Source organism: Bradyrhizobium sp. in8p8 (genome assembly GCF_000426845.1).
Taxonomy (GTDB): Bacteria; Pseudomonadota; Alphaproteobacteria; order Rhizobiales; family Xanthobacteraceae; genus Bradyrhizobium; species Bradyrhizobium japonicum_C.
Genome location: NZ_AUGD01000006.1, coordinates 139517 through 160390 on the forward strand (window position 1 = coordinate 139517; position 20874 = coordinate 160390).

20 protein-coding genes and 1 pseudogene are annotated in these 20874 nt (G+C 63.3%); 16 read left to right on the top strand and 5 right to left on the bottom strand.

Going from position 1 to position 20874, the window contains the following annotated elements; genetic code table 11:
* Positions 1–220 precede the first annotated feature (220 nt).
* The 3 genes and pseudogenes from K408_RS0117310 to K408_RS41085 all read right to left on the bottom strand — a co-directional run.
* Positions 221–2170 carry a TRAP transporter permease gene (locus K408_RS0117310; RefSeq protein ID WP_024339876.1) on the bottom strand — a complete coding sequence of 650 codons (1950 nt, stop codon included), beginning with the start codon at positions 2168–2170 and terminating at the stop codon, positions 221–223.
* Between the two features lie 121 nt (positions 2171–2291).
* Positions 2292–3452, bottom strand: coding sequence for a TAXI family TRAP transporter solute-binding subunit (locus K408_RS0117315; protein WP_024339875.1), 1161 nt, complete (start codon positions 3450–3452; stop codon positions 2292–2294).
* A 285-nt stretch (positions 3453–3737) separates the two neighbouring features.
* Positions 3738–3954, bottom strand: a pseudogene (locus tag K408_RS41085) (integrase core domain-containing protein); the annotation flags it as partial.
* A gap of 325 nt (positions 3955–4279) precedes the next feature.
* Here K408_RS41085 and K408_RS0117320 point away from each other — a divergent pair.
* The 4 genes from K408_RS0117320 to K408_RS0117335 all read left to right on the top strand — a co-directional run bounded on the left by K408_RS0117320 (position 4280) and on the right by K408_RS0117335 (position 7731).
* A complete protein-coding gene (locus K408_RS0117320) occupies positions 4280–4969 on the top strand; it encodes a hypothetical protein (RefSeq protein ID WP_024339874.1) in 690 nt (229 codons plus the stop codon).
* Positions 4970–5195: 226 nt separating this feature from the next.
* Positions 5196–5639, top strand: a complete 444-nt coding sequence (locus K408_RS0117325; protein ID WP_024339873.1) for an SRPBCC family protein — start codon at positions 5196–5198, stop codon at positions 5637–5639.
* A gap of 257 nt (positions 5640–5896) precedes the next feature.
* Positions 5897–7156: a serine hydrolase domain-containing protein gene (locus K408_RS0117330; RefSeq protein ID WP_230646502.1), complete on the top strand. Its 1260-nt coding sequence runs from the start codon at positions 5897–5899 to the stop codon at positions 7154–7156.
* Positions 7157–7281: 125 nt separating this feature from the next.
* Positions 7282–7731 carry a c-type cytochrome gene (locus K408_RS0117335; protein WP_024339871.1) on the top strand — a complete coding sequence of 150 codons (450 nt, stop codon included), beginning with the start codon at positions 7282–7284 and terminating at the stop codon, positions 7729–7731.
* Positions 7732–7776: 45 nt separating this feature from the next.
* Here the strand turns inward: K408_RS0117335 and K408_RS0117340 are convergent, their stop codons facing one another.
* Positions 7777–9081: an Hsp70 family protein gene (locus tag K408_RS0117340; protein ID WP_028145911.1), complete on the bottom strand. Its 1305-nt coding sequence runs from the start codon at positions 9079–9081 to the stop codon at positions 7777–7779.
* Positions 9082–9426: 345 nt separating this feature from the next.
* Between K408_RS0117340 and K408_RS42770 the strand changes: the two genes are divergently transcribed.
* The 4 genes from K408_RS42770 (at position 9427) to K408_RS0117360 (ending at position 13150) form a co-directional block, all read left to right on the top strand.
* Positions 9427–9564 carry a hypothetical protein gene (locus K408_RS42770; protein ID WP_196232374.1) on the top strand — a complete coding sequence of 46 codons (138 nt, stop codon included), beginning with the start codon at positions 9427–9429 and terminating at the stop codon, positions 9562–9564.
* A 457-nt stretch (positions 9565–10021) separates the two neighbouring features.
* A complete protein-coding gene (locus K408_RS0117350) occupies positions 10022–11029 on the top strand; it encodes a Bug family tripartite tricarboxylate transporter substrate binding protein (protein ID WP_024339870.1) in 1008 nt (335 codons plus the stop codon).
* Between the two features lie 86 nt (positions 11030–11115).
* Positions 11116–11607 carry a tripartite tricarboxylate transporter TctB family protein gene (locus K408_RS0117355; RefSeq protein WP_024339869.1) on the top strand — a complete coding sequence of 164 codons (492 nt, stop codon included), beginning with the start codon at positions 11116–11118 and terminating at the stop codon, positions 11605–11607.
* Positions 11608–11650: 43 nt separating this feature from the next.
* Positions 11651–13150, top strand: a complete 1500-nt coding sequence (locus K408_RS0117360; RefSeq protein ID WP_024339868.1) for a tripartite tricarboxylate transporter permease — start codon at positions 11651–11653, stop codon at positions 13148–13150.
* A 259-nt stretch (positions 13151–13409) separates the two neighbouring features.
* Here K408_RS0117360 and K408_RS42125 read toward each other — a convergent pair whose 3' ends face one another.
* A complete protein-coding gene (locus tag K408_RS42125) occupies positions 13410–13568 on the bottom strand; it encodes a hypothetical protein (RefSeq protein WP_155248477.1) in 159 nt (52 codons plus the stop codon).
* Here K408_RS42125 and oxlT point away from each other — a divergent pair.
* From oxlT to K408_RS0117405, 8 genes are all read left to right on the top strand, one after another.
* Entirely contained in the window at positions 13558–14847 is a 1290-nt protein-coding gene (gene oxlT, locus K408_RS0117370) for an oxalate/formate MFS antiporter (protein WP_024339867.1), read from the top strand. The genes K408_RS42125 and oxlT overlap by 11 nt on opposite strands.
* A 222-nt stretch (positions 14848–15069) precedes the next feature.
* Positions 15070–15495, top strand: coding sequence for a CBS domain-containing protein (locus K408_RS0117375; RefSeq protein ID WP_024339866.1), 426 nt, complete (start codon positions 15070–15072; stop codon positions 15493–15495).
* Between the two features lie 161 nt (positions 15496–15656).
* On the top strand, positions 15657–15908 hold the full coding sequence (locus tag K408_RS0117380; RefSeq protein ID WP_024339865.1) for a hypothetical protein: 252 nt from the start codon (positions 15657–15659) through the stop codon (positions 15906–15908).
* A 186-nt stretch (positions 15909–16094) separates the two neighbouring features.
* Positions 16095–16298, top strand: a complete 204-nt coding sequence (locus K408_RS0117385) for a hypothetical protein (RefSeq protein ID WP_029674103.1) — start codon at positions 16095–16097, stop codon at positions 16296–16298.
* A 53-nt stretch (positions 16299–16351) separates the two neighbouring features.
* Positions 16352–17002: a hypothetical protein gene (locus K408_RS0117390; protein ID WP_024339863.1), complete on the top strand. Its 651-nt coding sequence runs from the start codon at positions 16352–16354 to the stop codon at positions 17000–17002.
* A 222-nt stretch (positions 17003–17224) separates the two neighbouring features.
* Entirely contained in the window at positions 17225–18220 is a 996-nt protein-coding gene (locus tag K408_RS0117395; protein WP_024339862.1) for an NAD(P)H-dependent flavin oxidoreductase, read from the top strand.
* A gap of 25 nt (positions 18221–18245) precedes the next feature.
* Positions 18246–19214, top strand: a complete 969-nt coding sequence (locus K408_RS0117400) for a zinc-binding dehydrogenase (protein WP_024339861.1) — start codon at positions 18246–18248, stop codon at positions 19212–19214.
* A 196-nt stretch (positions 19215–19410) separates the two neighbouring features.
* Positions 19411–20784 carry a cation-efflux pump gene (locus K408_RS0117405; RefSeq protein WP_024339860.1) on the top strand — a complete coding sequence of 458 codons (1374 nt, stop codon included), beginning with the start codon at positions 19411–19413 and terminating at the stop codon, positions 20782–20784.
* Positions 20785–20874 lie beyond the last annotated feature (90 nt).

The window sequence follows — 20874 nt, forward strand, 5'->3', positions numbered from 1 at the left end:
CGTACAGATGGCGAAGGCGATCAGGGATCTCGCCGACAACTTGGACAAGCGCTTCGGTGCGCTGATGGCCGACGGCCGCCGCAGCGCCGGGAGCAGTAGGACTCGGCGCACACCGTCGATTGCGAGTTTGCAGGTGCCAGCTCAACATCGAGCGCCGAGGCGACGGCTGCACAAGAAAGACCGGAGCCTCGCTGCACCCCGACAGGCGTGTCGGTCGCGCCTATGTCCCTGGCACCGTGCGCCAGCCTGAAACGAGCCTGGTTAGCACGAGCGCCCCGACGCAGATCGCAAAGCCGATGAGATCGGTCATTCCCTCGGGCACCAGCATCAATAATCCGCCAGCCCCGACGATTATCCGCGACCAAACGGGCAGCCGCCCGGCCCAGTAGAAGTATCCCTCGAACGACGCTGCGAGGAGAACGACGGCTGCGACGGCCGTGGTCGCCACCTGGAGAATCTCCATCAACTCGCCCTTGAGGATGAGCGCCGGCTGCAACACGAAGAGCACCGGCAGCAGGAACAGGAGACACCCGATCCGGATGGCGCGCAGTCCGACCTGGATCGCGTCAGCCTTGGCGATCGACGCGGCGGCGATCGCTGCCAGGGCTACCGGCGGCGTGATGAAAGACACAAGTCCCCAGTAGAATACATAGAGATGTACGGCCATAGGATCGAGGCCGGTCGTGATCAGCGCGGGCGCGAGCACGATGGCGAGGAAGATGTAGCAGGCGGAGGCCGTCATGCCCATGCCGAGGATGAAGCTCGTGAGAGCGCCGGTAGCAAGCAGCAGCACGATATTGTTGCCGGCGTACTGCACGAGTTCGCGCGAGAACGAGTTGGCGACACCGGTGATCGACAATGCGCCGATGATCAAACCTATGCCGGCAATCAGTCCGACGATCTGCGCGACGGTCTGGCCGACATCGACGACAAGCCCGGCGAAGTAGCGGGGCGTGAAGCCCAGCGCGGGTGCTCGAAAGATCGCGATCAGCACCAGGAAGAGCGAAACCCAGAAGGGCGCCTCGCCCTCAAGACGCCAGACGAGCAACAGCAGGGTGAGCGCAACCAGCGCGCCAATGTAGTACCAGCCGCCGATCAAAGTACGCGTGAGGGGCGGCACGTCGTCGGCACCGGTTCCACGCAGCCCGTTGCGCGCCGCGTAGAAGTCCGTTTGCATGAACAGTGCGAAGAAATACAGCACCGCCGGCAGGAATGCGGCGACGACGACATCGGCGTAGGGCACGTTCAGGAAGTTGGCCATGATGAAGGCCGCCGCTCCCATGACAGGCGGCATCAGCGCGCCACCCGTCGACGCGCAGGCTTCGACGGCGCCGGCATAGGCCGCCGGGTAGCCGCAGCGCTTCATGGTGGGAATAGTGAGCGTGCCCGTGGTGAGCACGTTCGACGTTGGGCTGCCGGACAGCATCCCGAAGAATCCCGATGAGATGATTGCCACTTTGGCAGGACCGCCGCGCGCCGTCCCCAGAAGGGCGGACGCAAAGTCCATGAAGAAGGCGCCGCCGCCGGTCGACGCCAGGACCACACCGAACACGAGGAAGCCGATCAGCGTGTCCGCAACGACCTGCATCGGAATGCCGATCAGGCTCTCGAGGCCATAGACGTGTTCGCTGAGGGTCTGGCCGAGATCGAGTTGCACGCCCCAGAGAAAGCCGGGCATGTGGCCCGCATAGAGCGGGAACGACGCAAAGATGAGACAGAAGACGAAGAGAATGGTCTCGCCCGTGCGCCGGAGCCCTTCGAGGACCAGAGCAGTGACAACGCCCGCCACGATCTGCGCTTCGAGTGGCCCAGTCGTGTTCCAGCCCGCGTCGATGACGTATTGCGCCCGCGAGGCAATCCAGATGGTCAGGCCCAGCAGGGCAGCACCGCAAATCCAATCGTACCAGGGCACGGGACCGTGCCACGGCTTGCGCGCAGGAAAGGCAAGGAAGCCGATCGCACCAAAAATGCCGATGATCAGGTAGTAGTAAGCCGTGCTGATCGGCCGAAAGCCGCCGATGCCCAGATTAAAGACCTGATTGACCGAGAGCGCTAGTCCAAGCAACGTCAGGACGAACGTTGCCCAAAATGCGCGCCCCTCCAGCCGCGCCGAGCGGGCTTCGGGGTCTTCAACTATCGGTGTCGCGACCTCAGCCTGTTCGGTCGTCATCGCATTTATCCCCTATAGATCCGCCGTCGATCACAAACGAGGACTTCGAGTGGCGTACTGCAAAAAGAAGGACAGGCGCGTCGGCGCAATCGACCGCAACGCCTGCCTCATCGTGTCGGAGCTAGAGGGACTTGAGAACCTCGGCACGACGCGGCATCCAAAGCTCACGCAGCTTGGCGGCATCGGCCTCCCTTGCGGCGGGCTCCTTGGCCATCATGTCGGCCCAAGCCTGCCGGAGCAGTGCGTGCCGCTTCACGATGCCGTCCTGCCACTTCTGGTGATCGGGAGTCCAGACGTTCTTCTCCTTGAGGAGCTTGATGGCACCCTCGTGGAAGGGCGCGTCCATCGGGTAGGCGCCGGAGTTCTTGACTTCCCAGCGCTCCATGATGGGTGAGGCGGCCTTGTAGGTGTCATAGGTGTCGACGATCGCCTTCGTAACCGCGTAGACCTCGTCCACCTTGGCATCGCCGTAGACGGTAATCATGGGATACCTGTAGCCCATGACGGCCCGGGGATTTTCCTTGGACACGCCCGAGCCGAACGTCTCGGTGTAGGGCGCCGCGAGCGGAATGGCGCGCTGGATCTTGCTCCACAGATCCTTGTCGGTTGCTGGAAGCTCGATCCAATCGATGCCGTAAGAACTCGCCTCAAGTTCCTTGAGCGACACGGTCGTCAGCGCCGCACCGGCGGCATCCGCACGACCCTCGATGAGCGCCTTAAGCGAAGCGCCGTAACTCGGGAACTCGACGACCTGCATATCGCTGTAAGAGATGCCACCAGCGTCGAGAATAGGCTCGATCTTCGCGTTGACGGACGTATTCGCCTTTGCGATCGCGTACCGCTTGCCCTTGAGATCCTTCAGTGTCTTGATGCCGCTCGTCTTCGTCACGCAGATGGACAGCGAATTCACGCGACCCAGCAGACAGCGCAGATCCTGCGGCCCCCAGTTCGGCGCGGCATACTCGTAAAGACCCTCGGCGGCGAAGAAGACCTCGGTCGCCAGCCAGCCATGTGTTACGCGACGGTCCTTCACTGGCTGGATGCGGCCGATCGATGTGCCGGAGGGCTGGAGGCGTACGCGCGTGCCATACGTCTTGCCGAGTGCATCCGCTATGGCCGAGGCCTCCACGTAGCCGGAGGCGCCAACGTCGTAGACGCTCCAAATCATGGTCGGCGGTAGATCGGGCAGCGATTTCGTCTGCGCTGCAGCGAGGTCCGGAAGCAGTCCGGCACCCAGAACAGCACCCATCCCGCCGAGATAGGCTCTGCGATCAATCTCCATCAACGCCTCCTCATTCTTACTGGTTTTTCTACTTGTGTCGGCTCGCGCCCTGTAAACCACCTCGGTCACGGGAGTACAAGGCGGCACTTCTTCTAGCACAGGAGGTCGGATTTTTCTTGCACCACGGCCGGTGGGGGGCACCCGGCGGCCTCGGACGCGCCTGCGAGGTAAGGATCGACGACGGGTCCGACCGGGACACGGGAAAAGCAGTCCCACGAAGCCGGGCCTGCCCCTCCGGCCAGAGCTTCTCATCCAGAACCTGCCAGGTGCCCAGCGATTCCCGGCTCAACCCTCGCGGAGCGGAGGAAGATCAAAGTAGGCTTGATCCGGGGTACGGTCGTCAAGACTCGTGAGGTCGTTGTCCGTTGTAGAAGTCGAAACACCGACCAATCGAGCTTCGGGCGTCGCCGACGGTTTCGTAGGATCGCAGATAGACTTCCTCGTATTTGACGCTGCGCCATAACCGCTCGACGAAAACGTTATCCCGCCACGCGCCTTTGCCACCGGCCGGATCGCCCGGCAGCGGAATTGTGGCTTCGGCCTCCAAGGGCACACGTTGCTTCCGCTGTCGGTGTTGAGGCAGAGTGTCCACGAGAAATCAGAGGCTATCGCATTTGACTGGTGGCGGCTTGCGCGCATGCCTTGTCCTTCGAGGCGGCGCTCACGCGCCTCCTCAGGATGAGGCTCATCGGCGTCAGTGCTCGTTGAAACTGTTGCCGCGCACTCGGTCCTCAGCCTGAGGAGTCTGCCTGAAGCGGGCGTCCGAAGGATAGCCGCAAGGAAACGCTATCAAATGCGATAGCCGGCGAAAGAACATGGAGATCAGCATGGCACTGCTCGGCAAGGCCGCCGTTGCGATGTGGTGGAGTGTTCGCGCCGAGCAGCGCGGCGAGTTCGGCGATTGGCATTCGCATGAACACTTCCCCGAGCGGATGAGCATTCCCGGCTTCCGGCGGGGATCGCGCTGGAGCAGCACGACCGATGCCGAAGGCTTCTTCGTGCTCTACGAGCTCGAGCAATACGAAGTGCTCACGTCGAAGGGATATCTGGACCGGCTCAATGCGCCGACACCGTGGTCGAGGAAGATGATGCCGCATCATCTCGGCATGGTGCGCAGCCAGTGCCGGATCGTGGCGAGCTTTGGCGGTGGGATCGCGGACTCGCTTGCCACCATCAGGCTCTCGCCGCGCGCGGGACTCGCGGCAGAGCTACAGGCACATCTCATCGATACGCTCGTCGCCCTCCCCTCGAAGCCGGGATTGACGGGCGCGCACCTTCTCCTCACCGACACGCCCAGGACGAGTGCGCCCACCACCGAGCAGCAGATCCGTGGCAACGATGATGCTGCGGACTGGATCGTGCTGCTGTCCGGGTACGATGCCGACGCAATCGAGGACGTGATCGCCGGCGGGCTCTCGCCGCCATCGCTTCACACGGCCGGCGCTTGCGACAACTCCACAATTGGTCACTACAGGCTGGCATTCACGATGACGTCTCAGGATGCCGCAACCATCTAAACGCATTTTGCCGCGGCTCGTTCACCTCTCCCGCGAGCAAACAGGAGAAGGAGCACACCTCCGCCGTTGCAGCGACCAAGCGTCCCACTTTGCTTTGGTGAGCGCCAAACAAGGCGCGAAAAAAATCGGGCGCACCTGTCGGATCGGCCGCTTCTCCGTCGTCCTCGTGACATGAATGGGACATAGAGGCCAACTCGGGCCCGTCAATCACTCAAGGATAACAAACATGCCCAGCACTGTCCGCCTGCACCGCGTTTTCGCCACCAGCCCGGAGAAGGTCTATCGCGCGTTCCTCGAGGCCGACGCGATGGCGAAATGGCTTCCGCCAAACGGCTTCACCTGCAGCGTGCACCACTTCGAGCCCAAGGTCGGAGGCACCTTCAAGATGTCGTTCCGGAATTTCACCACGGGCAACAGCCATTCCTTTGGCGGCGAATATGTCGAGCTCGTGCCCGGCGAACGCATCCGCTACACAGACAAGTTCGACGATCCCAATCTGCCGGGCCTGATCGAGGTGACCGTGGTCCTGAAGAAGGTCTCGGTCGGCACCGAAATCGACATCACGCAGACCGGCATCCCGGATGTCATTCCGCCGGAGGCCTGCTATCTCGGCTGGCAGGAATCGCTGCGAAATCTGGCGAAGCTCGTCGAGCCTGAGATCAATCAATAGGTGATCCGAGACGCGGGCCGTTCAGCCACCCGCCTGGGCCGACAATCGCGTTTGAAGGCGATTTCTCCATGACCATCCCTGGGGACGCCCGCCGTAGGCGGGCCCCTCTGGGCAAGGAGTGTGCGGCGGTCCGCGGCGGACCGCCCCCGCCTGCGACAGACGCTCCCCGCAATTCGATGCCCCTTGTGCCGGTCGAGCGGACGGCTAAACTCGGATCGAACCAAGGGGGGTTGATGAGACCATTCCAGACGTTGCGGATGCTTGCCTGTAGCGCGCTGCTCGTTGCGGCTACGGGTCCGGCCTGGGCCGAAGGGACTTTCGAGATTCCCGCCGGGGCCCGTTTCAACAAGGACAAGCTGGCAAAAATCGACGAGTTTTTCCGCAACGAAGTGGCGACTGGGAAAATCCCCGGCGCGATCCTGCTCATCCAGCAGCATGGAAAGCCGGTTTATCACCAGGCCTTCGGCGTGCAGGACGTGGTGTCGAAGGCTCCGATTACCGACCACACCATCTTCCGCCTGTTTTCCATGACCAAGGCCATCACCAGCGTGGTCGCGGTGCAGATGCTGGATGAGGGAAAATTCTCCCTCGACGATCCCATCGCGAAATATATCCCATCGTTCGCGAACGTGAAGGTCGGCGTCGAGAAGCAAGCGAGCGACGGGACCAAGACGCTCGAGCTGGTGCCGCCGGAGCGTGCGCCGACTGTGCTCGACCTGATGCGCCATACTTCGGGCATCACCTACGGCTTCTACGGCGACAGCCTCGTGCGCAAGGCCTACAGGGCGGCCGATATTTATGCCGGCGACTTCGACCTCGCCGAGTTCGCCGAGCGGATCGCAAAATTGCCGCTGCACAATCAACCCGGCGCGCTCTGGCAGTATGGCCATTCCACCGACGTCCTGGCGCGGATCATGGAAATCGCAGCCGGCAAGTCCCTGATCGAGATCGAGAAGGACAAGCTGTTCGAACCGCTCGGGATGAAGGATACCGGCTTCCTCGTCACCGACCCCGACAAGCGGAAGTTGCTCGCCGAGCCGATGCCGAACGACAGCAATTTCCGGGTGGGCCGGGAGAACGACCCGACAAAGCCGAAGAAGATGATGTACGCCAGCGGCGGCATGGTCTCCACGATGGCCGACTACGCTCGCTTCGCTCAGATGCTGCTCAATGGCGGCACATACGAGGGCAAGACCATTCTCAGTCCCAAGGCGTTCAAGCTGTTGACGACGGATTATGTCGGGCCGGATTCGGGCGTCGAGCGGGACTTCTTCTATTTTCCGGGCGACGGCTTCGGCTTCGGGCTGGGGCTCGCCGTCCGCACCGATCCGGGCAACGCCAAACCGCCGCCGCCGGGCAATCTCGGCGAGTTGAAATGGGACGGCGCCAGCGGCTGTTATTTCGTGATCGACCGCAAGCAGGACATGTTCTTCATTTTGCTCCAGCAGACCCCCTCGGAGCGCCAGCGCATCCAGAAAACCGTGAAGCAGCTGATCTACGAGGCCATGGAGAATTGAGGGCGCCACGCCAGCGAGCGAATGCGCAAGGTGTGCGCGCTTCGGCTCTGGCTGCGCCCTTGATATGCTGTCAACGAACAAAGTGGCCGGACGCGGGAGTCTTCCCAGCCGGCATCGGAGGCGAGATGATGAGATCTGCTGTCGAATGGTTGATCATTACCGGTCTTGCCGTCGGTTTCGCTGCTTCCGCTCAGGCCGAAGAAGTCGACATCGGCAAGGCGGAGTTCCAGTCTTCGTGCGCCAGTTGTCACGGCGCCGACGCGAAGGGGAAAGGACCGGTCAGCAGTCAGCTCAAGACGCCGGCTTCGGACTTGACCCTGCTGGCCAAGAACAACAACGGGGTGTTTCCTGCCAACGCCGTCTATGAGATCATCTATGGATCGAAATCAGTTCCGGCTCACGGCTCGCGCGAAATGCCGATCTGGGGCGAACGGTTCAACCCGATCGTCAGCCTGCCTCACGCCGTCGATCCCTCCTATTGGCAAAAGGCCGGCCCGCAGCAGAGCCCGGAAGTCGTGGTGCGCACTCGCATCCTCGCGGTGATCGATTACCTGAACCGAATTCAGCAGAAGTAGCGATAGAACAGCGTCACCGCTTCTCGCCTGCTGCGCGGCCGCCGCCTAACTTGCCGTCCAGCGGTCCGGGTCGGGACTATGCCCGATCAATGCGAGGCCGTAGGCGATCGACTCGAACTGGTCGCCCGACATCAGCCGCTCGTTGCCGAAGCGCTCGGCGAACAAGCGCCGTACGGCCGGCACAAAGGACGTGCCGCCGGTCAGGAACACTTTCTCGACGTCGCGCGCGGTGATGCCGGCCTCCGCCAGCACCTTGTCGACGGTGGCTCCCAGCCGGGCGATGTCGTCGCTAATCCAGGATTCGAACTGCTTCCGCGTGATGTCCGCGCCGATCTCGACGCCGCCGCCCTTGAAGCGGAAGTCCACCTCGTCCTGCGCCGACAGCGCGACCTTGGCGTCGGACACGGAACGGTAAAGCGCAAAGCCGAGGTCGAGATCGACGATGGTGATGAAATCCTCGAGCAGCTCCGGCTTCAACGCGGTGCGCGCAAGCTCCCTCAGTTCGCGCAAATCGCCGTTGCTCTTCATCATCGCGAGCTGATGCCAACGCGCGAGGTTGGTGTAATGGCCACTGGGGACCGGGAGCACCTTGTCGAACGAGCGGAAGCTCGAGCCTTTGCCGAGGCGCGGCGAGACGATGTGGTCGACGATGCGATAGTCGAACGTGTCGCCGGCGATGCCGATGCCCGCATGCCCGAGCGGCTCGGCGCGAAGCCGACCTCCCGCGCGCGAGAAGCGCATCACGGAGAAATCGCTGGTGCCGCCGCCGAAATCGGCAACCAGCACGGTGGCATCGCGCTCGAGCCTTCGTGCGAACGAGAACGCCGCACCCACTGGCTCGTAGACATAGCGCGCGTGGCCGGCGCCCAGGCGCTCGAACGCGGCCCTGTAGCGCTGCATCGCAAGCGCCTCGTCGGGATTGCCACCGGCGAAGCGCACCGGACGGCCGACCGTGATGTTCGCGGCCTCGAAGCCGAACTTCTCCCCGCCATGGCGCGCCAGCGTGCGCAGGAACGCCGCCAGAATATCCTCGAACTTGTAGCGCTGCCGAAACACCTGGGTGGTGTTGAAGCTGCTGCTCGCTGCGAACGTCTTGAACGACTGGAGAAAGCGGTAGACATGGCGCCCTTCCAGAAACTGCTCGATCGCCCATGGGCCGCCCTCGGCCTGGGCCCCGGCGCCCGGCCGGTCCTCCCAGAAGCACAGCGCCGACACATAGACGCTGTGGCGCTGTCCGCCATGATCGAAACGGATGGCCTCGACCCGACGATCGTCCGCCGCGAGCGCGACGACCGTATTGCTGGTCCCGAAATCGATGCCGATCGAGACGGCGGACGAGGCGCTCGACATGAACCACTCTGACGATTGGATTGGATAAGGGGGCGGACCACTAGCCGCTTTGCAGGATCATGCCAAGTCCGCCTGTTGCAGTGCGGCCGAGGCTCGACAGGCCACCGGTGCGGCGTCGTTGGTCCGCCCATGCTCTCCGATAGACCGCGCACAGAAAAAACCGTACCGCCAACCCCACGCCGGCAACTTTATGTCGGAAACTCCCCTGCCAACCCAACATTATGCTGCAATGCGAGATGTCGCATGCTGCTATGCAAACAAGAATGTGGATATTGGCATCTGGTATACATAAACTGGCCTCTAGATGAGACGGCAAGGCTGACTGTCTCGAGAAAGGGATTTCCGATGTCAAAGACCGCTTCCGCTGCGCTCGCCCCCTCCTCCTCGCTTTTCGCCCGCCTGGTGGCCGCGATCGACGGCCTCCTGATGGCCAGCGCCGAGATCTCGAACCGCAACGGCGACCTGCCGCGCTTTGGCCTGTAGAATAGGCACTTCCAGTCCGGAGCGGGCTGGCGGATTCCCGCCGCGCACGGATCGACCCATGGCCCCCAAGTCGGGGCCATTTTCTTTTGGGAAGCCCGCTGAACCGACCGCAAGTGCGACAATTTGCCCACCAATGCGCCCGGCGATCCGATTGTGAGCCTGCTGGCATCTCGCATACCATTCGACAAAGAAGAAGGATTGCCAGCTCACAAAGCGGGAAGGCGGGGAAAGGTATCGAGGGCACAGCGACGGCCGAGAGTGCACGTCTTCCGAGCAACCTTGGCAGAGCCTTGTCCGAAAGAAGTGGATGCCGCACGTTGTCCCTGCCCATAGAGTTTCTAGCGGGACTGCCGTGGGAGAATCGACCACACGGTGACTCCGGGCATGTGACTTGAGATGGGCTAACGCAAGCCGACAAAGAGCGGCTGCGTCGAGGGTTCGACAGGGAGAGAAACAGATGAAGCCGTTCGTTCTGAATGTCGCTTTGGCGGCAATCGCGATGTCATGCGTTGGCAGTACCGCAAGCCACGCAGCCTGGGAGCCCGTCCGTCCGGTCGAGTTCATCGTGCCCGCGGGCACCGGCGGCGGCGCCGATCAGATGGCACGCACCATCCAGGGCATCGTCACCAAGCACAATCTGATGAAGCAGCCGCTGGTCGTCATCAACAAGGCCGGCGGGGCGGGCGGCGAAGGTTTCCTCGACGTGAAGACGTCGTCAGGCAATCCTCACAAGATCATCATCACGCTGTCGAACCTGTTCACCACGCCGCTGGCGACGGGAATTCCGTTCAACTGGAAGGATCTGACGCCGGTGGCGATGCTGGCGCTCGACGAATTCGTGCTCTGGGTGAATGCCGAGAAGCCGTACAAGACGGTGAAGGATTACGTCGACGCTGCGAAGCAGGCACCAAGCGGCTCATTCAAGATGGGCGGCACCGGCTCCAAGCAGGAAGACCAGATCATCACGGTCGGCATCGAGAAGGCGATCGAGGCGAAGTTCACCTACATTCCTTACAAGGGCGGCGGCGAAGTCGCCGTCCAGCTCGTGGGCAATCACGTCGATTCCACCGTCAACAATCCGATCGAGGCGGTCGCGCAATGGCGCGGCGGCAAGCTCCGTCCGCTCTGCGTGTTCGACGCCCAGCCAATGGCCTATGACGAGCCGATCGCCGACGGCAAGGCCTGGAAGGATGTTCCGACCTGCAAATCGCAGGGCCTTGCGATGGAATATCTCATGCTGCGCGGCGTCTTCATGTCGCCCAAGGCGACGAAGGATCAGGTCGAATATTATGTCGAACTGTTCAAGAAAGTCCGCGCCACGCCGGAATGGCAGGATTTCATGAAAAACGGCGCCTTCAACACGACCTTCCTGACAGGCGCCGACTACGCCAAGTGGGTCGCGGCGGAGGAGAAGCGCCACGAAGGCCTGATGAAGGATGCAGGCTTCCTCGCATCGGGAAATTGAGCCGCGACGTCGACGACGGCTGAAGACGCTGGTCGTCCTCCCGTCGGCCGTGACCGCGCACCATCGCCATTCCGCCTGGAGATCCCATGACTGAACGATCCGAATCTGGCCCGGCGCACAAAACGCTGGAAATCGGGATGGCGCTGCTGATCGGTGTCTTCGGCCTCGTCGTGATCTTCGGCAGCGTGAAGGCCGGCATCAGCTGGGGCGCGGAGGGCCCGCGTGCCGGCTTCTTCCCCTTCTATGTCGGTGCCACCATCGTCGTCGCAAGCGCCATCAACCTCTGGCATGCGCAGCGCGACGACGACGGCCGACTGTTCGCCGAATGGGGACAGCTGCGCCAGGTCATGAGCGTCGTCGTGCCGACCGCGATCTATGTCGGCTCGATGCCGTTCATCGGCCTCTACGTCGCCTCGACGGTCTTTATCGCCTGGTTCATGCGCTGGCTCGGCGGCTATCGCTGGCTGACGACCGTCGCGGTCGCGATCGGGATGCCGGTGTTGACCTATCTCGTGTTCGAGCGCTGGTTCCTGGTCCCGCTGCCCAAGGGCCCATTCGAGGAATGGCTCGGTCTGTAAGAGCTGCGCCGCATCTTTCGTTACCGCTGCAGGACATATCGACATGGAAGAGTTGGCCAATCTGTTTCACGGCTTCGCGGTCGCCCTGCAGCCCTACAACATCATGCTGATGATCATCGGCATCACGCTCGGCGTCATCATCGGCGTGCTGCCGGGGCTTGGCGGCGCCAACGGGGTGGCGATCCTTCTCCCCCTCACCTTCAGCATGCCGCCGACATCGGCGATCATCATGCTGTCCTGCATCTATTGGGGCGCCTTGTTCGGCGGCGCCATCACATCGATCCTCTTCAACATACCCGGCGAACCCTGGTCCGTGGCGACCACCTTCGATGGTTATCCAATGGCGCAGCAGGGCAAACCCGGCGAAGCCCTGACGGCCGCCTTCACCTCCTCCTTCGTCGGCGCGCTGTTCGCGGTCATCATGATCACGCTGGTTGCCCCGCTCGTCGCGGGCTTCGCACTGCGGTTTGGCCCGGCGGAGAAGTTTGCGGTGTATTTCCTCGCCTTCTGCTCCTTCGTCGGCCTCAGCAAGGAGCCGCCGTTCAAGACGATCGCGGCGATGATGATGGGCTTTGCCCTCGCGGCGGTCGGCCTCGATTCGATCACGGGCCAGTTGCGGCTGACCTTCGGCGTCACCGAGCTCCTCAACGGCTTCGACTTCCTGATCGCCGTGATCGGCCTGTTCGGCATCGGCGAGATCCTGCTGACAATGGAGGAAGGGCTGGCGTTCCGCGGCGGCAACGCCAGCATCAACCTTCGCGTGGTGCTGCATACCTGGCGGGAACTCCCCGCCTATTGGATGACCTCGCTGCGCTCCTGCCTGATCGGGTGCTGGATGGGCGTCACGCCCGCCGGTGCTACGCCCGCATCTTTCATGAGCTACGGTATCGCCAAGCGCCTGGCGCGACGCGGCAACAATTTCGGCAAGGGCGAGATCGAAGGGGTGATCGCGCCGGAGACCGCTGCCCATGCCGCCGGCACTGCCGCGCTGCTGCCGATGCTCTCGCTCGGCGTGCCGGGTTCCCCCACCGCAGCAGTCCTGCTCGGTGGATTGTTGATCTGGGGTCTGCAGCCGGGTCCGATGCTGTTCGTCGAGCAGAAGGAATTCGTCTGGGGCCTGATCGCGTCGATGTATCTCGGCAATCTCGCCGGCCTCATCGTCGTGCTCACCTGCGTGCCGATCTTTGCCGCCATCCTCCGCGTGCCCTTCGGCATCATCGCGCCGCTCATCCTGGTGCTGTGCGCGATCGGCGCCTATTCGGTGCACAACAGCACCTTCGACGTGATGCTGATGCTGGTGTTCGGCGTGCTCGGCTATCTCCTGAAGAAGTGCAACTACCCGCTCGCGCCGCTGGTGCTCGCCATCGTGCTCGGCGACAAGGCGGAGGAGTCCTTCCGGCAATCGCTGCTGGGATCGCAGGGCTCGCTCGGCGTGTTCTTCTCCAACGGTCTCGTCAGCACGATCATGGCGCTCGGCCTCGTCGCCCTGTTCTGGTCCGCGATCCAGGAAGGCTACAGCCGCCTGCGCACGTCGATGGCCTGAGGCGCGGCCGGACCAATCGGTACCGCGAGCAGTGCCAAACCGTCGCAGGCCGGACTTCTGGAATATAGAATTCCAGCCGCCGCACGGTGAGGAAATGACCGCGCGTCAGATCATGCGACCAGCGCAAAGCCTCAAAGATCCGCAAGCGCACTGGCCCTCCGCTGAGATCCAGCAGTCCGACATCAGAATATAACTACGTAAATTCAATTGCTTATATGAATTTCACGATCCCGCCGACGGGATCGCGGCGATGGGGGCTTTACAAGCCCGCGCTCATGGCGCATGTGAAGAAGGCTGCGCCATTTCGCCGCACCTCGCCGCCCTTCGCTTGAATCTTGGCATAATGCATACCAAGCTGCGCGCCGGCGCAGGCATAAAAATGATCGGCGCGTTCGGGAGGGTTTTGAATGACGGACATGGTGCAGTCGGCTGCGGCCCCTAGTGCAACACGTGTGAGCGATGCCTATCGCTGGTTGCAATTGTCGATCGGCGTGGCGGCGATGGTGATGATCGCCAACTATCAATACGGTTGGACGTTCTTCGTCCCGGACATTCAGAAAACATTCGGGTGGGATCGCGCCTCGATCCAGTGGGCTTTCACCCTCTTCGTGTTGTTCGAGACCTGGCTGGTGCCGATCGAAGGATGGTTCGTCGACAAATACGGCCCGCGGATCGTGGTGCTGGTCGGCGGCGTGCTCTGCGCCGTCGGCTGGGCGATCAACGCGCAGGCCACCTCGCTCAACGGCTACTATCTCGGCATGATCATCGCAGGCATCGGCGCCGGCGGCGTGTATGGCACCTGCGTCGGCAATGCGTTGAAATGGTTTCCGGACAAGCGCGGTCTCGCCGCGGGCATCACCGCCGCGGGCTTCGGTGCCGGCTCAGCGCTGACCGTCGCGCCGATCCAGGCCATGATCAAGGACAGCGGCTTCCAGGCCACATTCCTCTATTTCGGCCTCGGGCAAGGCATTGTCATCTGCATCCTCGCCTTCTTCCTGCTCGCGCCCAAGGCGGGACAGGTGCCGAACGTGGTCGCGAACGCCAATCTGCTCCAGACCCGGCGTAACTACCAGCCGACCGAGGTGCTGCGTCAGCCGATCTTCTGGCTGATGTACTTCATGTTCGTGATCGTCGGCGCCGGCGGGTTGATGGTGACGGCCAACCTGAAGCCGATCGCGGCCGACTGGAAGGTCGACAACGTGCCGGTCACGCTGATGGCGGTGACGATGACGGCGGTGACCTTCGCAGCCACGATCGACCGCGTGCTCAACGGCCTGACGCGTCCGTTCTTCGGCTGGATCTCCGACATGATCGGCCGCGAGAACACGATGTTCATCGCCTTCGGCATGGAAGGCTTCGGGATCTGGATGCTCTACCTCTGGGGCCACGATCCGGTCTGGTTCGTGCTGCTCTCGGGCTTCGTGTTCTTCGCCTGGGGCGAGATCTACTCGCTATTCCCCTCGACCTGCACCGACACGTTCGGCGCCAAGTTCGCGACCACCAATGCCGGCCTGCTCTACACCGCGAAGGGCACCGCCGCGCTGCTGGTGCCGATCGCCAACTACATGCAGCAGTCTTCAGGGACATGGGACAGCGTGTTCATCATTGCCGCCGGCGCCAACATCCTGGCGTCGTTGCTGGCGATCGCCGTGCTCAAGCCCTGGCGCAAGATCGTGGTCGCGAAATCCACGATCTGACGCCTTCGCCCAGCTAGCGTGAGTTCGACGCCCGGCCTCGCGGCCGGGCGTTTTCGTTGGCCGCAAGGTCGCCGCCCAGGACCGCCGAGCATGCAAGCGCAGCGAAGCCGCCTTTGCGTCAGCACCGCTGCCGCAAGATTCTTCGGATCAGCCAAACCATCGCTTGACGATTGGCATTATGTATACCAGACTATTCTCAACGTCAAAGTCAGGGAGGTTGAAATGCTGGTCGGAGACATCCTGCGCAAGAAGACGCCGCGTGTCGTCACGGTGCGCATGAATGAAACGGTGGGTATCGCCACCAAGCTGATGCGCACCAACAACATCAGCGCGCTGGTGGTGAAGGACGTCGTCCGCTCCGAGGGCAACACCGCGGTCGGCATGTTCACCGAACGCGACGTGGTACGCGCCGTCGTCGAGCACGGCGCCAATGCCGTCAACGTCAAGGTCTCGCAGCTGGTGTCGGTACAGCAACTCGTTTCCTGCACCTCGAGCGATACGATCGAGCACGTGCGCCATCTGATGAACCGTCATCACATCCGTCACCTGCCCGTAATCGACGATTACAGCCTCGTCTCGGTGATCAGCATGCGCGACATCGCCGCCGCGCTCGACGAAGCCACCAACTCGACACCGCAAGCAGCCTGAGCAGGCGCGGTGCAAGATGCATCGGCAGCGCTGAATGCTTTCAAGGGCAGAGCTGTCGAAGTCGCAAGCCGACCTGGTCCTGCTCAAGGCTCAGCTGTTCGGCATCGAGGCCATGATTGCGGACTCGAACCGCGGGTCGCCTCCGCGCGACCAACATCCGCATGCGCATCCTCATCGCCATCCTGTTCGCCCTGATTGGCCTGGTCGCCGGCTGGTCCGCGCTGGCCGCGCTGGTGATTGCTCTCGCCGGACCGGGCAACGATGGCGGCATCGCCATGGGCGCGGTCTTCGCCATCGGTCCCGTCGGCGGCCTGGCCGGCCTGATCGCAGGCATCTGGCTGTTCAGGCGTTTCGGCCCAAGCAACGATCAGGATGCACCGCTGCCCGCGTCCCGCGGCGAGGACTCTGCCTGAGGACGACACGCCGCGTCGCCCTGCAAGCGATCTCCACCAATCCCTGCAAACATCACATCTGCGCGCGTCAGAGATATGCCGCCAACATGTCCCGTGCACGCCGCAACTTGGACGCATTCGGACGCCCATCTCTGCGGCGTGTCTGGGGGGCACGGCGCTGTCGTGTTGGACCAAACCTTCAGGGGTATGACTGTGAAGAAAATCGTAATCGCTCTGGGTGCTACGCTTGCTCTGGTGACGGCTGCAAACGCTGCGGATATACCGCGACGCCAGCCGGTGCCGGTCTATCCGGCCGAGCAGGCGCCGATCGGCAAGATGCCGATTGGCAAGAGCCCGGTTGGAAAGGCCCCGATCGGCAAGGCGCCCGGTCCCGTCGCGGCGCGCTACTGACGCGCAGCGGAATACGCGCATCTGCGTAGCAGCCGGCAGTCGAGGGGAATAGCGTGACGAAGAAAGCTGATCGATCGGGATCCTGCATCCTCGCGGGCTTCGCTCTTGCGGCTATGCTCTCGTGCACGACGCCCTCGGCTTCGGCCCACGAGGCAAACAAGCGCGTTGCCGATGCCAACGCGCTTGCGACGGCGGACACCGCCTCGCGACCTCAGCCGCAAGCGGCGCGGCGCTCCGTCGCGCGCGCGGAGAAGGGCCCCTACTACGTCGACTTCCGCGCGCGGACCGCCGCGAGCTGGGGCCATGCCTTCGTCTGGTACGGCAAGACCAGCGAGAAAGCGGTCGAGGTCGCGGGCCTCACGCCCGCCGGCGACACGCTCGCCTATGTGCTGGGTCACATCACCTTCGTGCCATCCGAGACCGGCGCAAGCTACGGCGATCTCGATCCGGAATATCTGACCGCGAACTATCGGGTCTATCTCAATGAGGCCGACGCCAAGCGCGTGTTCGCCTACATCAAGGAGTTGCAGGCCAGCTCTCCGGTGTGGAATGCCGAGACCATGAATTGCACCGGCTTCATCGGCGACATCGCGGAGTTCATGGGATTGAAGGTGCCCCATCGCTGGCAGCGCCCGGAAAACTTCGTCAACAGCCTGAAGCAAATGAACGGCGGCCGCCAGATGGTGCGGCTGTCGGCGGAGTAAGGGAAGCCCTGGAGCCCCTGGACGGAGCGGCACGGCCCAACCGTCGCACCGGAGAAGCTCCATGCACTCCAATTATCCGCCGCACGGAATCATCCGCATCCCCGCATGATCGCCCTGCCTTGGCCGCGCGCCGGCGCGATAGACATTTCCCGACCCGGGCGGCATCCTGCCGCGATCAACCGATAACAGAGAGCGCCACGCAGGGCGCGGGGGAAGCACATCATGTTGCAGACACGGTTCACCAAGCTCGTCGGCGTCGAGCACCCGATCGTCCAGGGCGGAATGCAGTGGGTCGGCCGGGCCGAGCTGGTTGCCGCCGTTGCCAATGCCGGAGCGCTCGGCTTCATCACGGCGCTGACCCAGCCCACGCCGGAGGACCTCACCAAGGAGATCGCGCGCTGCCGCGACCTCACCGACAAGCCGTTCGGCGTCAATCTCACCATCCTGCCCGCGATCAAGCCGCCGCCCTATGCCGAATACCGGGCCGCCATCATCGAGAGCGGCGTCAAGGTGGTCGAGACCGCCGGCAACAAGCCGCAGGAGCATGTCGAGGAGTTCAAAAAACATGGCGTCAAGGTCGTGCACAAATGCACCAGCGTCCGACACGCGCTGTCGGCCGAGCGCATGGGCGTCGACGCCATCTCGATCGACGGATTCGAATGCGCCGGCCATCCCGGTGAGGACGACACGCCCGGCCTGATCCTGATCCCGGCCGCCGCGAACAAGGTCAAGATCCCGATGATCGCCTCGGGCGGCTTTGCCGACGCTCGCGGCCTCGTGGCGGCGCTGGCGCTGGGCGCAGAAGGGATCAACATGGGCACGCGCTTCATGGCGACCAAGGAGAGCCCGATCCATCAGCTCATCAAGGAGAAGATCGTCGCCAACGACGAGCGCGAGACCGAGCTGATCTTCCGCACCATGCGCAACACCTCGCGCGTCGCCAAGAACGCCGTCTCGACCAAGGTCGTCGCCATGGAAAAGGAAGGCGCCAAGTTCGAGGACATCCGCGAGCTCGTCGCCGGTGCCCGCGGCAAGATGGTCTATGCCACCGGCAATTCCGACGAAGGCATCTGGTCAGCCGGCCAGGTCCAGGGCCTAATTCAGGACATCCCGAGCTGCGCCGAGCTCGTCTCCCGCATCGTGCGCGAAGCGGAGGCAATCATCCGCGGCCGACTGGAAGGCATGATCGTTCAGCCGCAACGCGAAGCTGCGGAATAATCACTGTAAGTCGCGAGAGCATTGCATGAAAGCTTATGTCTATGGTCCTGACGGCGCTCGGATTTCCGACGTCGCTCAACCAAAGCCCAAAGGCACGCAGGTGCTGGTGAAGGTCCGCGCTTGCGGGCTGAACCGGGCGGACACCGGCATGCGCAAGGGACACGCCCATGGGGCGGCCGGCGGCGTCGGCACCGTGCTCGGCATGGAATGGGCCGGCGAAGTCGCCGAGCTCGGGCCGGACGCCAAAGGCGTCAAGGTCGGCGACCGCATCATGGGCTCGGGCGGTGCGGCGTTCGCCGAATATACGCTGGCCGATCACGGCCGGCTGTTCCACGCCCCCTCGAACATGAATTTCGAGGAGGCCGCCACCCTCCCCGTCGCACTCGCGACCATGCACAACGCGGTCGTTACCGTTGGCGGAATGCAGGCGGGTCAGAGCGCGCTGATCCAGGGCGCCAGCTCCGGCGTCGGCCTGATGGCGATGCAGATTGCCAGGCTCAAGGGCGCAAAGCTCGTGATCGGCACATCGACCGATGCCTATCGCCGCGGCCGGCTGAAGGAATATGGCGCCGATCTCGCCGTCGACAGCTCCGATCCCAAATGGGTCGACGAGGTGCTGAGGGCGACGAACGGAGAAGGCGTCGATCTCATCGTCGACCAGGTCTCGGGCAAGGTCGCGAGCCAGAATCTAGCCGCGACGAAGATCAAGGGCCGCATCGTCAATGTCGGCCGGCTCGGCGGTACCCATGCCGATTTCAACTTCGACCTTCATGCGGCCCGGCGCATCGACTATGTCGGCGTCACCTTCCGCAGCCGCACCATCGAGGAGGTCCGTGAGATCTTCGAGGAGGTGCGCAAGGACATCTGGGGCGCTGTGGAATCGCGAAAACTGCAGCTGCCGATCGACAAGGTGTTTTCGTTCGACGACATTGAAAAGGCATTCGACCACATGGAGGCGAACAAGCACCTGGGGAAGATTGTGGTCGCGTTGTAGGAGCGGCGGACGGAACGACATGGCCCGCCTCCCTCCACGGCGTCATGGCCGGCTCGCCCCGGCCATGACCGAGGAAGAGGCACGGGTGAGCTTTCCATACAAGAGCAACCGCGATAGCTTCGCTCCTGCAAGTCACTCGCGACTACTTCTGTGGATCATTGCTTGATGTCCCACGCTGGGCTGCTAAATCCCCGCCATGACCTCCCAGCACAGCAAAACCTCGGTCGCGGCGATTTCGATCTTCGCCAGCGGCGGCATGGCGGCGGCGAAGTTCGCGGTCGGGATCGCAATCGGCTCGCTGGCGCTGATCTCCGAAGCCCTGCATTCCTCGATCGACCTGGTCGCCACCATCATCACCTGGGCGGTGGTGCGGGTGTCCGACAAGCCGGCGGACGAGGAGCATCATTACGGCCACGGCAAGCTGGAGAGCATCTCTGCCCTTGGCGTCACCGCCCTGCTCTACGTGCTTGCCGGCGGCATTCTGGTCGAGGCCTATAGCCGGCTGAGCGAGGGAACCCCGCCGCCGACCATCTCGGCCGTGCCCTTCGTCGTGCTGGTGATCGACATCGTCGTCAATCTCTGGCGCGCCCGCGCCCTGCAGCGCGCCGCGCGAGAGACCAGGAGCCAGGCGCTGGCGGCGGATGCGCTGCATTTCGCCTCCGACGTCATGGGCTCATTCGCGGTAATCGCGGGCCTGATCCTCGCCGCGCTCGGCTTCTGGTGGGGCGACGCGGCGGCCGCGGCCGCGGTCGCGGTCATGATCGCAGCTCTCGGCCTGCGCCTGGCCGGCTCAACCGTGCAGACACTGGTCGACCGCGCGCCGGAAGGCGCGCAGGAGAAGGCCACCGCCGCGATCCGCGGCGTGCCGGGCGTGATCGACGTCGACCGGCTGCGCGTGCGCATGGTCGGAGCGACCACGTTCATCGACACCATCGCAAAGGTCCCGCGAACCTATCCGATCGACCGCGTCGAGGAGATCAAGCGCAACGCACAGGCCGCAGTGACCAAGGCATTCGGAGACGCCGACCTCACGTTCGCTGCGGTGCCTGTCGCTCGCGACAACGAGACCGTCCACGACCGCATCATGGTGATCGCGCATAATTCCGGCCTCGCGGTCCACCACGTCACCGTGCACGACCTCGGCGCCAAGCTGATCGTCAGCATCGATCTCGAGGTCGACGCCGCAATGCAGCTCGAGGCCGCCCACGACATCGCCAACACGCTGGAGCGCAAGATCAAGGAAGAGTTCGGCGAGGACGTCGAGGTCGACGTCCACATCGAGCCCATGGAACCGGAACTGCCGTTCGGGGTCGATGCCGCACCTGACAGGGTGCAGACCATCGCGGCTGCTCTGACGGAATACGCCGCCGGCAGCGAGATCCACGACATCCATAACGTGCGGGTCCGCAACACGGACGCCGGCGAGATCGTCAACTTCCATTGCCGCGCAGCGCCGTCGATGAGCGTGATCAAGGTGCACGAGCATGTCGACGCGATCGAGCGCGCGTTGCGGCGTGCATTCCCGAGCGTGAAGCGCGTCATCAGTCACGCGGAACCGCCGCGCGCGTGATGAAGGACGCATGGTGAGACACACGTTCCCGTTTCGGACTCCTCGCGTCCGTGGGTTTGCGGACGCCCGATGCACAAACTGCGTGTTGGA